This is a genomic window from Photobacterium sp. MCCC 1A19761, assembly GCF_037389125.1.
Taxonomy (GTDB): domain Bacteria; phylum Pseudomonadota; class Gammaproteobacteria; order Enterobacterales; family Vibrionaceae; genus Photobacterium.
Genome location: NZ_JAZGTF010000012.1, coordinates 1 through 14,164, shown reverse-complemented (window position 1 = coordinate 14,164; position 14,164 = coordinate 1). Strand labels below are relative to the sequence as shown.

Genomic DNA, 14,164 nt, shown 5'->3' with positions numbered 1-14,164 from the left:
CATCACGGAATATTACAGCAAGGTCAGGCCACATCAATATAACGGTGGTTTGACGCCAAATGAGTCAGAACGGTTATTCTGGAATGACTCTAAAACTGTGGCCAATTTTACTTGACCACTACAGTCATCGTGCGAGGGTTTGAGTTAAAGCACGGAAAACTTAAAGGCACAAAAGAGTAGATATATGTTAACGAAGCAACATAAAGAGAGGAATTTGCCTTCTATGGTGTTCGCTGCGTTCTGAATAGCACTGAGCTTTGAGTAGTAAAGAGCCCTTTCCCTAATCCAGCAAGTCCCCATTGCTTGCATTAGTCGACAAATGGAGAAAACATGGAAGTACGATTTTTAGATAACGATTCAGATTATTCAGCGGTGCTTGAGGTGCTGCTGCAACTGCGGACGACTTATGACTTTGACTCATTGTCGGCTCAGGTCAAAAAACAACAAGCGAACGGCTATCAGGTTGTTTACGTGAAATCACCGGGCGGGATCCTCGCGGTGGCGGGTTTTGTTGTGGGGGAGAAACTGGCTTGGGGCAAGTACATCTACATTGACGATTTAGTCACGAATACAAATGATCGTTCGACTGGTGTCGGTAAGTTTCTTATAGACTGGTTCAAAGCGTATGCGCTGGAAAACGGATGTGAACAGATCCATCTCGATTCCGGCGTCCAGCGATTTCCGGCCCATAAGTTCTACTTGCGTGAAGGGTTCAACATTGCGAGCCATCACTTCTCTTTGCTTGATGTGAAAAACGCCTGATATTGCTTTTTCTCGAAACGCAGGGCTTCCTCACATGAGCTCAAATCGGAGGGTGCTTTCTGGATTCATCGCCGGTGCATCAGGTACAGGGTACAATCGCACTTTCGGAAATATGGAATGTTTGAAATGGAACACATTGAAAAAGACCTTTACGACGCAGCTGTTCAGCTCATCGAAACACGTTATCCGACAGGCTGGGGTGGTGCAGCCGCAGTAAGAACGGCCTCCGGCAAAATTTTAACCAGTGTCGCGCCAGATGTGAAAAATGACGCATTGTCGCTCTGTATGGAAGTAGGGGCTTATTTGGAAGCGCATAAACTCAACGAAGCGGTGACTCACTCGTTGTGTCTGTGTCGCGAAGACGAACAGAGCGAGTTCCTGATTTTATCCCCTTGTGGGGTTTGCCAGGAGCGTTTAGTTCATTGGGGCGGTGATGTGAAAGCAGCGATAACCACGAAAGGGAATGATCTGGTTTTCAAAACAATACGAGAACTGATGCCGCACCATTGGTCTTTGGTGAATGGTGATGTGTTGTGACAACACGAACTGGGGATGCTTTCTTCGGTTCGTGAACAGGCTGATTACCTCTGTCAAAGCCTGATGAGAGAGCGATGTTATTGGTGTGAAGTCTGGAGGAGAACAACGTGAAAGTTTCTGCGTATATGGCACAAAGCCTGGATGGGTATATCGCCGGACCAAATGGAGAACTGGACTGGCTTGAAGACATTGAGAATCCGGAGGGGAGTGACTTTGGCTTTGCCGAATTTATGTCCACTGTCGATGCATTGCTGATGGGGAAGCATACTTTTGAAAAAGTCGCTTCGTTTGGTTTCTGGCCATACGACAAGCCTGTTTACGTGGCCAGCAATTCATTGACATCTCTGCCTGAGGAGCTGGAAGATAAAGTCACGATTGTTTCCGGAAGTTTGTCGGATATGCTCACGCAACTTGAGTCCCGCAATGTCAGATCCGTTTATGTTGACGGTGGTCAGTTGATTCAAAGCGCGCTTCGCCATGGTGTGCTCCGTGAAATAACAGTGACGACGATGCCGGTCATCCTTGGTGACGGTATTTCGCTGTTTGGCCCGTTAGAGAGCAAAGTGAAATTGTCTTTGGTCAACTCAGAGGTCTTGGTTGGGCAAATGGTGAAAACGCGTTATCAGGTAGATTAATCTGAATGCAATCTGTCAGTTTCGTTTCCTCGGTGTGACATAATCTGACAGGTTGCCCTAACTCGGTTCTGCCCCAAAACGAGTTAGCAGTAGGTCTGGCTTGACCAAGTTTTTATAATGATTCAGAGTAGTCAAAGCTGGCTAAAGGGACTGCATGCCAAATGCAAGACTTGACCCCGTCATGTGGCAAGGAGTTGTAAGGGGATGGTATCTTTTTGATTTGAAATGGCCATTAACTTACTTAGGAGGAATAGCTTGATCAATAAGAGTGGTGGCGCTGCCACAAACGCAGGTTCAGATTACCAACAAAGAATTTCTGCATATTTTGTATTACATATGGGGCTGGGCTTAGATTGCTCAAGAGCCTTGGAAAGGCGAAACAGCAACGGAAAAGTATTAAAAGTTGCTTTTGAGACAGATGACGATATAGACGATATTGTATTAACTCACGAAAACTCAAAATCTTATTTGCAAGCTAAAAGAAAGCTCACTCTTTCAGATAAAGATGGCTCAGATTTTTATAAAGCCATAGAGCAATTTGTAAAACAATTTCACAACTCTCAAAATGATAATGACTCCTACATTGCCATCACATCGGGTGAAACCTCAAAATCAATAAGCAAACATTTAAAAAAAATCACTAATTCTGCGAGATTGAGCGAAAAAGCGATAGAACAGAACCCACTGAGTAAATCTGAACTAGCTGCATATGGGAAATTAAAACGATGTATACAAAAGTCTTATGTTAAGAATGGCTTTGGTAACCCTGCTAGTGATGAGCTAGAAAAGCTGATTAAACAAATTTACATAGTAGTTTTAGATGTTGAGCAAGATGGGATTCATGAGAAAAGCTTTTTGGAGTCATTGGTTAACAAGTTCAATATCGAATCTAATCTGATTTGGAATCTTGTTATAGCTCAAGCATTAGATTGGTCTAAAAATCGTCAGTCAATTGACTTTTCGGGCATAAATGAGTTCCTAAGCAAATTTAAGATAAAAGAGATTGAACGAAGAGATGATGAATTAGATAGCTTTTTCAAAGTTAAATTTGATGCAGACAATTATACTATATGTTCTGGAAGAGAGTTGGTCTTAATGGAGTCCCCTTATCCTGATCACGATTATCAACTAGTAGAATTGAAACGGTTTGATGAGCGGGGGAATTTTAGAATAAAGTTTCACGAAAATGCCATTGAAATGAGCAACGGTGATAAATTTGAAATATATGCCCGATTCTCGACATATAAAGGGGCGGAACGGTTTCTGGAAGAAAACGCTGAATTTACTGACAATTTGTTGATAGTTCCTATCAATTCCAACGATAGTGGAGAATACGATAACACTCCAATAGCTAAAGCTTATTCTGAAAAAGTTAGAGGTCACATTTTAGCAAATAATGATGCGACTAAGTGTATACATTGCCAAAACGGACTGTCTTACCCGTCAAATTTAGTAGAAATTCAGGAAGAAGGGCTGCCGTTCGATGCGGGCAGTATTCATTCAGAATGTTTGCGAGTTTCAGATAGGGTTTTAGGGAAAACAATAAATGATGGTGTAAAGAAAAGCCCTGAATTTAATAATTTTGACTTTAATAAGTGGATTTCACTACTAGATAAAAGTCAAGGTTTATGGAGTGGCATGAAGGAATACCCAGTAAATCAGCCCATAAAGAATATCCTTTGGAACTCTAATCCTGTTGGTGATTCAAACGGTGGCTACTGTATAAAAACTAAATTGAAAGATGGAAGTCATCAGTATATTCAAGAGCGAGGAAAAGTTCAAAGGTATAATAGGGATGCTGCCCTAGAAGTATGTGCTCGTTTAGAAGAGTGGCGATTAGACTCAATTAAAAATAAAAGCCCTTTGTGTTATTCGATAGATGGAAATGTCCAAGGTATGCAACAGGAGCTTCAAAAGCATTCAACTAAACCTCTAGATTTAGTCGAATGTGAGTCTTTTAAAGTTGTGAAATTTACCAGAGGTATTGGAATAAAACACGACAAACTAAATAACTTCTACGCTCCAATATTAGTCTTTTCTGATTTTGAAACTGGTGAGTATATTACATTTGAAAATGCGATTTTTCTTATCACCGCTCCTACTGAACTTAAGGTTTATATCGAAAATTGGAACAAGGTCAATTATACTCTTGACTCTTACAGGTTGGATATTATTGAAACTGATGCGAAGTTTGACAAATTCATGCACTGGACAAAGCATAACGCTCTTGAAGTGCTTGTAGATCCATTCTTCGACAATGAAGCAAATCTAATTAAAGGCGCAATTATCGAGGATTTAGAAGAAATAAAGAAGCAAAGCGAAACTGGTGATAAGGATGAGATTGAGAGGTTCTCTCTTCTATTTACCATTGACAATGGGAATGGGACATTTACACAATTGTTCCGTGATTTTGTGAATGACGTTACTCTGCTCTTGTATGACAAGTGTACCTCTAACGATTGCAGGTGTATGGGGTGCCAGATGTACGACATAAGAATTGCGCATTACGGAAAAGATAATATTGACTTAAGGCAATCAAATGAAAACACACTTGTTTTAAACCTAAGCGATAGTGAAAGTGATTGGACTCAAGAGTTTATAGATGATAATAGTGTAGCTTGGAGTGATTGGGAGCAAATAGTTACGTAATTTGTGCTAGCTCAAACTTGATCTGACAGTTATCTTTTTCAGCTGGTGGCGTTCAGCTTAGTCATCCGCTAATTAGTATAAAGTGAATAAGTTTAAATCCAACCTGTCAGATTAATGAAATAGGACTCAATAAAATCTGAGGGGGAAGTGATGAGATTAGGTCTTACATCGTGTAAGTCAACGCCCTCCCATACTTTTCCTCATCAATCCCTGTAAAAACAGAGCAAAAGGTCTAAGCAGGTTCTGTCCAGTTGTGAGTTACGACACACGCAGGTCGACTGTACGATCTAGCCGTAACTTTCCAGCGGATGTGTAAGATCCAGTATGAGCTACTATATATCAGGTGGTAGCGGTCTGGACGATGTGTTCATCAGGCTTATCGCTCGCATGACAAGCCTGCAAATCGCAGGCTTGTATATTGTGCATCGCACGCACTTATACAGATGCCCTACTGAGTCGGATCAATGGTTAGTGGCGTAAAGGTCGCCGTGGCATTGTTGCCTGCTGCCGTGTAGTCCGTATAGGTCTGGCCCTGGCGCAGGGTGTAGTAGACATCAATAAAGTCATCGTCGTTGGTCGCCCAGCTATCCGGGATCGCTTCCAGTACTTTGCCGGTGAGCTGCGGAATCACCGCATAAGCCTGCACTTCAGGATCAGGAATCGCCTTCAGGGCTGCGGTCGCAACTTCTAATAATGCGCGCGCTAAGTCTTTGTAGTTGGTACCGTCATCTTTCTCCATGAGCAGCATATCAGCCGCCGACCAGCGGTAGCGCTGCCAGTGGATCATTACCTGGTTCGGGAAGTAGTCTGTCTCACTGTAGTCCAGATACGGCATATCGATGATATCCAACACCGGCTCATCACGGCTTGGATTCACCCCCGTCACAATTGCATACACTTCCGCTTTGCCGGAGATCCAGGGTTCCTGATCATCTTTCAGGCGGATTTTGCTCAGCACCGTGGTTGAGATGCTGGGAACCTCTGCTTGCGTATTAAAGTCACTTGCGGCCGCTGAAAACGATTGGTGTGCCATTGAGCGGGGTGCAGCATCGGGATGATGTTCCCCTTGCAAGCGTTTAATCTCATCATTCATTGCTTTGATACCGGCTTCCAGCTCTTTGCGGGAATTGGTATCAACGACGAGCACCGGGCGATCCGGCACCTCATAGACATCCAGTAGGTGAATGTTACCGTCGATATCGTAGGCTTCGATGTACTGCCAGTGTTGATCGTTCCCTTCCGGTTCCCAGGCAAAAAGCGGGGATTGACCTGCCTGCCAGCGGGCCAGCATGGATTGATCCGCCAGGCGCAGTTCCATGATGGTGTCGGTATAACTGTCGATGCCTTTCTCGACCCGTAAAGCCTCATCCATTGCCATCATCGACTGCGCAAATGGTGCCGCACGTTTGCTCTGCTTGAGTTCGTTGAGGGGCGCATTGAGTTGGTATTGGCTGATCGTGCGATGCAGAACCGGTGCCAGCTGCTGGTATTGCTGACTTAAGCTCAGGGCTAGAGCGCGCTTGGATTCGGCTGTCGAGACCGCCGTGGATGAGGCCGGTGTGGGGGATGCAAGCGTCGGTGTTATCGGTGTCGGAGAATCGGGGGCAGCTATCGCACCCGTCGCGAATAGTCCAGCCGTCACAGCAAGCGATCGTGTCAGTTTCATGGGTGTGTCCTCGCATTGAGTTTTTATTCTAATTTATGCGCATTGCAATGCTGCGCATACATTCGTTTATGCCACTGAACGATTCTGACGAACAACAGCCATGTTTCTATCTGTGAGATGCGTTCACTGAATGATAGGTATTCTCAATACAGATAAGGTGGTTTGAAATGGATCTGGTGAAAAAACAATCGGTTTGGAAGAGGGCAAAGAAAAGGTCTGATTTCTTTGGGTTGAATAAAAGCACAGTTTATAAAGCAGTTGTGGTGCTGGAAGCTTGGTTGCAGGTGTTTGCCGGGGAGTGCAACAGAGGGTTTCGACTTGCTCACACCAGTGGCGGCTCAGCGTTTACCCTTCGCTCCAGATGCTGTCTAATACGGCAAAACAAGAACAGATGTCGTGTGTCGAGCCGGGCTCGGTGCTCGCCATCAAATGACAGGGATGGATATGAGTACATTGAATATCGAGCAACTGAGCTGTGACTTTCCGTTGGTGAAACAACTGATTGCCCTGGAAGAGGTCTGCTGGTTTAACCCGAACAGTACAACGCTGGCCGAAGGCTTGCCTTATGTCGGACTGGAGCAGAAGGATATCCGTGATGCCAGTGACCGCCTGAAACGATTCGCGCCGTATCTGATGAAGGCGTTTCCGGAAACGGCGGCATCGAACGGGATCATTGAATCCGACGTTGTCGCCATTCCTGAGATGCAGCGTGCCTTGTCGGCGCAATACGGTACTGAAATCACCGGACGACTGCTGTTGAAAAAAGACAGCCATTTGCCGATCTCCGGCTCGATCAAAGCGCGTGGCGGGATCTATGAAGTGTTAACTCATGCGGAAAAGCTGGCCATGGCGGCGGGCTTACTCACGGAAGCTGACGATTACAGCAAGTTGTTGAGCGAGGAATTCAGAGATTTCTTCAGTCAATACAGCATTGCGGTTGGCTCGACGGGCAACCTGGGAATGTCCATCGGCATCATAAGTGCCAAGCTGGGGTTCTCGGTGTCGGTACATATGTCCGCTGACGCGCGTGAGTGGAAGAAACGCAAGCTTCGCTCGCACGGGGTGACGGTGGTTGAGTATGCGCAGGATTATGGGGTCGCGGTTGCTCAGGGACGAAAAGAGGCCGAGCAGGATCCGAACTGCTTCTTTATCGATGATGAAAATTCGAAAACCTTATTTCTGGGTTATTCCGTTGCCGGAGAGCGGGTGAAACAACAGTTCGATGTGTTGGGAATCAAGGTCGATGCCGAGCATCCGCTCTTTGTTTATCTGCCATGTGGTGTTGGCGGTGGTCCCGGCGGGGTGGCTTTCGGCTTGAAGATGGCCTTTGGTGATCATGTCCATTGTATTTTCGCCGAGCCAACCCATTCACCCTGTATGCTGTTGGGAGTTCACACGGGCTTACATGACGGCATTTCGGTGCAGGATATCGGGATCGACAATGTGACCGCCGCCGACGGCTTGGCGGTGGGCCGCGCTTCCGGTTTTGTCGGCCGGGCGATGGAAAGGTTGCTGGATGGCTATTACACCATCAGCGATGAGCGGATGTATCACCATCTGGCTGAGTTGAGCCGGTACGAAGATATCCAGCTGGAGCCGTCTGCACTGGCGGGAATGACAGGACCGGTTTGGGTCACCAGGGAGCAGGCATACCGCGCGCGATTCGGGCTCGATGAGCAGACGATGAAAAACGCCACCCATTTGGTCTGGGCCACCGGCGGCGGGATGGTGCCGGATGAGGAAATGGCGGTTTATCTCGCTCAATCCCAAGATTAATCCTCACTCATCAGGCACGGCCCCGGCTGTGCCTGATGTCTTCTGATGTTCACTTAAACATCATCTTTCTTAATCGACGCTCTCCAAATTTTCCGTGCTGCTTTAAAACCTTTTTAAAAACAGGGGATTGACACTTAAATTGGAAGCGGTTTATCACTTCCAATAAGCGGTAAATGTTTTCATTATCATTTTCATCAATTGATCAAGAATCTGTAACGTAAATACTCTAACTTCGGCCATTCTTTTAGAAAAACAAAAGGATGTACCATGAAGATCAAGCAGTGGACCGCAGCGCTTTCGCTGATGCTGGCCGCTCCGGCCATGGCGGATACCGATGTGTATCTCACCAATAACTCTGATCAGCCGTTATCGATTCAGATCAAGCACACGGGAACCGATCAACTGCAATTGGGCAAGGAATGGCAGCAGCACACCCAAACATTAGGCCCGTGGGAAACCAAAGCGGTCATGAGCTTTAACCGTTGGGAAGGGGTGGAATCGGGCCAGACGTATCAGTTTGAGACGGTGGTTTCCAATGCCCGGGGTGAAAGCGTCACACTGTTCCAAAAAATGGTGGGACACTGGTATAACTCGACCATCGAGCACGGCGTCACCGCAGCAGATGTCCCGCTGGCCCTGAAAGATGACCGCAATGTCCATCGCTACCAATCGACATCATTTGGGGAACGTGCGGTCGAGCTCGCCTTTAAGTCAGAAAGTACGGCACGCTACGACGATTTGTATTACACCATGACACCGGAAAAGCAGGATGAAGGGGTCGATCCGGATGCCAATACCCTGAAGATGATGACGTATAACATCTGGATGCTGCCGGCGGTGGCCTCTCATATTGACGATCGGTTCGATATCATCCCGGCGCATGTGAAAGGGTACGATGTACTGGCGCTTCAGGAAGTTTTCGCTGGTGGCCGGGATGCGTTTCTGCGCGAGCTTGCCAAGGAATATCCGTACCAAACCAAAATGCTGGATCAGGATGGGTTTAACATCCATGACGGTGGCGTGATGATTGTCAGCCGCTACCCGATTGTGAATCAGGCGCAGTACGTGTTCCCGGATTGCAGCGGCACCGACTGTTTTGCCGATAAAGGGGTGAACTACGCTGAAGTGATTAAAAATGGACAGGCTTATCATGTGTTCGCAACCCATACCGCGTCGTTCGATACCGATACGGCCCGTGAATACCGCCAGCGCCAGTTCAAACAAATGCGGGATATGGCGAGGTCGCTGAATATCCCGGCTGACGAAACCGTGGTCTACAGCGGCGATTTCAACGTGAATAAGCTGAAATTCCCGGGGGATTATCAGCAGATGATGGCCAATCTGAATGCGGCCGAGCCAACCTACGCCGGTTATACGGCGTCTACATTTGATCCGCGCATCAACGATTTCGCCGGTGAAGCGTTGTCCGGCGGCGAAAATGTCGAGTATCTCGACTATGTGATGGTGAGTGAGGAATATGGCCAGAAATCGGAAAACACCAACCGGGTCGATGTTCCGCGTACCACTGATGAGCGACTGTGGCAGCATTACAACCTGTCGGATCACTTCCCGGTTACGGCGGTGATTAAGTAATGGGACGCGTGATCCCAATCCTCATGCTCGCCGCGACGGCGGGCATGTTCCTGGTGTTTGAATCTTTCGAGGATGCCGAAGTGCCAACCGGCAATCGTGCAGGGGCGGCGGAATCTCGCGAAGTACATGCCGTTACTGAGCATAAAATTCCAGTCGTTGTGACCGGTCAATCGACGGAAATGGCCTCGACAGCCGAACAAGTATCAGTGACAGGGTCACAGGAAGCACTGCCTGCAAGCCTCGAAGCGAACAGTCAGATCCTGAATCAAGCTTCTGGTCGCGAACTGCGGGATGCATTAGAAGCATTCTGGTCGGCATGCGGTCAGCAAGGTAATTGCCTTCATCAACTGAGCACGCTGGAGGGCATGCTGGATGCTGATAGATACGCCTTGCTGGCAGACTATCCGGCCATGAAAGGGGGATGGCAGCAAACGCTGGGTGAGCTGGATTTGGCGCAAACGCCGGATATTGCCGAGCGGGTTGAAGCGGTGAAAGCGCAGGCAATTGCCGTCTGGGGAGCCGATGCCGATCAGCTATTTGCTGATGAATTTGCGTTATACGATTTTAAGCTCGAATCCCGGGCACTGGCGGACGCACCACCTGAGACATTCATCGAACAATATCAAGCGCTGGTGGCGACATGGCAACATCGTGCTGGTGCTTTGGCCATCGACAGCAGTGCTGGCCGATATGAACAAGCGGTTGCGCTGATCCCGGCGAGCTACAGTCCGCAACAAAAGCAGCGCCTTCGAGCGCAGCTGGCACAGGTTTATTTAACGGACTCTGAGCAAGCGGCCATCACGCAGCGTCAGGAGCAAGTGGCGCAACAAGCGAAGCAGGTGAGTGACTATCAGTCTGCGCTGAGCCGGCTCAAGCAGGATTTGGCCGATCAGCGAGCGACGGACGATGTGTCGATGCCGGAAGCCCAGTGGCAAACCTATTATCAGCAACAGATAGCGGATTTCCGCCGGGCTTTCTTTGCTCAATGATGTTTGTTTCGTACGGTTTGTTCAGCCTTCTGAGCAACAACAGCTACAAAATCCGGCCATCTTTCATCTCAATCACACGGCTGGCGCGGCTGGCACGCGCCAGATCGTGAGTGACCATCAGAACGGTCACCCCTTCGCGATTCAGGGCTTCAATGGTTTGCATGATCTCATCCCCGGTATGCTGATCCAGATTCCCGGTGGGTTCATCAGCCAGCAAGATCGACGGGTCGCCGACCAGCGCCCGGGCAATGGCGACTCGCTGCCGTTCGCCGCCGGACAGCTCCTGCGGCTTGTGGGATGCGCGCTGGGTCAGCCCCACTTTCTCCAGCACAGATTGGACTTTGCTGGTTCGTTGCTGGCGGGTGAGTGGCCTGTAGAGCAGCGGCAGCTCGATGTTTTCCCGCACATTGAGTTGTGGCAACAGGTGGAAGGCCTGAAAGATAAATCCGATTTGGGCATTGCGGATACGGGACAAGGCGGCATCAGAGAGTGCGTTGACCCGGGTGCCGTTTAAGCGGTAGTGCCCCTGCGTCGGGCGATCCAGACAGCCGATAATTTGCAGCAGGGTTGACTTGCCGGAACCGGACGTACCGGTGATTGCGATATATTCGCCGGGCATGACCGTGAATGACACCGCATGCAGCGCGGTGACATCCGTTTGGCCCATCGGATAAGTCCGGCTGACGCCGTCGAGGTGAACCAGCGCGTCCGAGTGATCCCGAGGATCTTGCTTGTCAGGCTTTTGGTTAGCAGTGCACTGGTCGATAGCCTTTGGGTTGCTAAGCTCTTGGTGAAATAGATCTGATGCAGAATTCATGACAGAGAACTACTCCTGTTTCAGGGCGCGGATGGGGTCGAGCCGGGCGGCGAGCAGCGCGGGATAGAGCCCGGAGAGGATTCCGACCGCTGCGGCTGAACCGATCGCCAGCAGCACGGCACCGGGGGTGATCACCACGGGAAAGTCCCGTAAATGGGCGATGATCGCCACGAGTCCGCAGCCCAGAATCAGCCCGGAGAGTCCGCCAATGGTCGTCAGGCAGGTTGCTTCAATCAGGAACTGATTCCTGATGTCTCGGTTCGTGGCACCCACCGCCCGGCGTAAACCAATCTCTTCGGTTCGTTCCCGCACCGCGACCAGCATGACGTTCATGATGCTGATCCCCCCGACAACCAGTGAAATGGCAGCCACCGAGGTGAGCCAGAAGGTCAGCGTGCGGGTCGCTTCGGTCATGCTTTCCTGAATGGCGGTCAGATCGTTGACAAAGAAATCATTGGGCTGGCCGTCCGGAATCCGGTGCTGATGGCGCAGGACCTGCTGAATATCCAGCATGGTTTGCGGGATCCGGCTTGGATCCTTGACCCGCAGATGGGCATAGTGAATCGCACCGGGATGGGTCTGGCTCAGGCCGATCACCCGTAGCCGGGCCGTGGCGAGCGGCACCAGGACTTTATCGTCCTGATCTGCGCCGCCGGGGGCTTGTCCCTTGCGTTTGAGCACGCCGATCACCTTAAACGGCGTTTTGCCAATCCGGATGGTTTTCCCGATAGCAGCCGTGAGAGGGTCGACCGAATTGTCACTGGTGGCGAACAGCTCCCGGGCAACGGTATGGCCCAGAATCGCGACTTTTCGGGCAAGGGTTGCTTCTCGTTCGGTAAACACACGTCCCCGCGCTATCGCCCATCCCCGAAGTTGAAAGTAATCCCCGGTGGTCCCCTGGATCAGACTGATCCAGTTTCTGGCCTGATACAGCACCCGGCCGTCGGCATAAATCGACGGCGCGGCAGCCTGTATCCCCGGAACGAGCTGACGAATGGCTTCAATATCGCGGTCGGTCAGGGTGGGGGTGTGGTGCTCCAGTCGTACGCCGCCATTTTCCAGCATGCCTGGCTCGATAAACAACAAATTGGCGCCCAGACTTTCGACCCGCTGCAGTACCTGATGCTGGCTGCCGGCCCCGACGCCGATCACGGTGACCACCGCCGCGACGCCAATCAGGATCCCGAGGATTGTTAGCAGGCTCCGCAGGCGGTGGCGGTAAATCGTGCGCAGCGCGTGGGTGAGGTGCAGTCCGGCATGCATCATAGCACCCCGCTAGCTATCATCGGCAACCGCCGAAACGGCTGCTTCGGGGGGATTGGAGATTGATGCGCGGGGCATGGCGTGAAGCGGGTCGGTTGTTTCACGGGTGAACTCCTGAGGCGTGTTCGGCGCATCCGGGACTGGAGCGGCTTCGGCGTTGATTTCAACAATGGCCGTCATACCGGGCAGCAGAGACTCGTCCGGATTTTCTGCCAACAGCACCACGGTATAGGTCACCACGTTGTCGACGATGATCGGGGCGACCCGGATTTGCGTGATCCGGGCTTCAAATTGTCGCTCGCCGTAGGCCGGTACGGTGAACACGGCGAGTTGGCCAATCCGGATCAGGCCAATATCCGCTTCGTCAATTCGGGCATGGATCTCCATTTTTGTCAGGGTACGGGCAATTTTGAATAATTTCGGTGCTTCGAGGCTGGCGGCGACGGTTTGTCCGCGCATGACTTCTCGGGAGAGAACCACGCCGTCAATGGGCGCACGAATGGTGGTTCTGGCCAGGGCTACGCGGGCTTCTTCCAGCGCGGCTTCCTGATTCCTGACTACGGCCTGGGCCCGGTCCAGTTCGGCGCGGGCTATCCAAACCTCTGTTTCGGCTTCATCCAATGCATTCACTGAAGCGGCGCTGCGTTTATTGAGAGTTTTGACCCGATCCAGCGAGCGCGAAGACTGACGCAGTGAGGCATTTCGAACATCGACAGTGGCTTTGGCATCCAGCAGTGCCGCTTCCGCCTGCCGTAGCTGAGCTTCGAAAAATTCAGGGTCCAGGCGGGCAATAATCTGGTCGCGTTGCACCTTATCATTGAAGTCAACCAGCAGCTCGGTGATCCGGCCGGAGACTTCAGAGCCGACTTCAACCTCACCAACCGGTTTTAAACTGCCCGAGGCAATGACCAATTGTTCCAGGCTGGGATTCAGCGACAACCCGCCCGGCTCAGCTCCGGGGAGTGTTTCGTCAAATTCCGATGAGGCGCGGCCATCGCCTAGGGAAGGATCGCATGCGGCGAGGAAAAAACAGAAAACAAAAACGGCATAGCTGAACCAGGAAAAATGGGGCATAGGTCTGAACTCTCCACATAACCAGCGGCTGATCAGCGATGAATGATCGCCGGCAGTGCGATGCAGATCCGTCTGCGTTCACCCGACACTTATGTGTGGGGCAGCGGGCGCGTTCAGCGTCCCGCTACGATCGGTATGCACGATCGCGAGATCAATCATCGAACGATGACTGTCCGCGTAATCGTGTCACTGCGGCTAGTCCCAGTATTTGTCGCAGCGTTGAACAACACGTTTCATTCTTTTGTAACCTTTGTCCTTGTATGCATAGTACTTTTTAGAACCATAGTACTTGGTGTAACTATTTTTCGACTTGTAGTCATGATACTTGCTGTCTTTGTGAACGTAGGTGTTGTAAGACTTTTTCGAGATGGAGCAACTGACTTTCACTTTAGAAGACATATAA

Annotated in this window: 11 protein-coding genes; 7 read left to right on the top strand and 4 right to left on the bottom strand. The window is 50.1% G+C overall.

The annotated features are described in order from the left end of the window. Positions 1-330 precede the first annotated feature (330 nt). The 4 genes from VV869_RS13920 (at position 331) to VV869_RS13905 (ending at position 4,583) form a co-directional block, all read left to right on the top strand. Positions 331-762, top strand: a complete 432-nt coding sequence (locus VV869_RS13920; RefSeq protein ID WP_337735518.1) for a GNAT family N-acetyltransferase — start codon at positions 331-333, stop codon at positions 760-762. A gap of 126 nt (positions 763-888) precedes the next feature. Next, complete coding sequence (locus VV869_RS13915; RefSeq protein ID WP_337735519.1) at positions 889-1,299, top strand: cytidine deaminase; 411 nt, start codon at positions 889-891, stop codon at positions 1,297-1,299. 107 nt (positions 1,300-1,406) lie between these two features. Further along, positions 1,407-1,934, top strand: coding sequence for a dihydrofolate reductase family protein (locus tag VV869_RS13910; protein ID WP_337735517.1), 528 nt, complete (start codon positions 1,407-1,409; stop codon positions 1,932-1,934). 255 nt (positions 1,935-2,189) lie between these two features. Then, positions 2,190-4,583, top strand: coding sequence for a hypothetical protein (locus tag VV869_RS13905; RefSeq protein ID WP_337735516.1), 2,394 nt, complete (start codon positions 2,190-2,192; stop codon positions 4,581-4,583). A 448-nt stretch (positions 4,584-5,031) separates the two neighbouring features. Here VV869_RS13905 and VV869_RS13900 read toward each other — a convergent pair whose 3' ends face one another. Continuing rightward, a complete protein-coding gene (locus tag VV869_RS13900) occupies positions 5,032-6,168 on the bottom strand; it encodes a DUF3103 domain-containing protein (RefSeq protein ID WP_443147318.1) in 1,137 nt (378 codons plus the stop codon). Positions 6,169-6,693: 525 nt separating this feature from the next. On the opposite strand from VV869_RS13900, the gene VV869_RS13895 reads away from it, so the two are divergent. The 3 genes from VV869_RS13895 (at position 6,694) to VV869_RS13885 (ending at position 10,607) form a co-directional block, all read left to right on the top strand. Continuing rightward, a complete protein-coding gene (locus VV869_RS13895; protein WP_337735514.1) occupies positions 6,694-8,025 on the top strand; it encodes a D-serine ammonia-lyase in 1,332 nt (443 codons plus the stop codon). Positions 8,026-8,292: 267 nt separating this feature from the next. Next, complete coding sequence (locus tag VV869_RS13890; RefSeq protein ID WP_337735513.1) at positions 8,293-9,618, top strand: sphingomyelin phosphodiesterase; 1,326 nt, start codon at positions 8,293-8,295, stop codon at positions 9,616-9,618. Further along, complete coding sequence (locus VV869_RS13885) at positions 9,618-10,607, top strand: hypothetical protein (RefSeq protein WP_337735512.1); 990 nt, start codon at positions 9,618-9,620, stop codon at positions 10,605-10,607. Before VV869_RS13890 ends, VV869_RS13885 begins: the two co-directional genes overlap by 1 nt. Before the next feature lie 43 nt (positions 10,608-10,650). On the opposite strand, the gene VV869_RS13880 is transcribed toward VV869_RS13885, so the two are convergent. The 3 genes from VV869_RS13880 to VV869_RS13870 are packed head-to-tail and all read right to left on the bottom strand — an operon-like array spanning position 10,651 to position 13,761. Continuing rightward, entirely contained in the window at positions 10,651-11,424 is a 774-nt protein-coding gene (locus tag VV869_RS13880) for an ABC transporter ATP-binding protein (protein WP_337735511.1), read from the bottom strand. 9 nt (positions 11,425-11,433) lie between these two features. Beyond that, complete coding sequence (locus tag VV869_RS13875) at positions 11,434-12,690, bottom strand: ABC transporter permease (RefSeq protein WP_337735510.1); 1,257 nt, start codon at positions 12,688-12,690, stop codon at positions 11,434-11,436. A gap of 9 nt (positions 12,691-12,699) precedes the next feature. After that, positions 12,700-13,761 carry an efflux RND transporter periplasmic adaptor subunit gene (locus VV869_RS13870; RefSeq protein WP_337735509.1) on the bottom strand — a complete coding sequence of 354 codons (1,062 nt, stop codon included), beginning with the start codon at positions 13,759-13,761 and terminating at the stop codon, positions 12,700-12,702. Between the last annotated feature and the right edge of the window lie 403 nt (positions 13,762-14,164).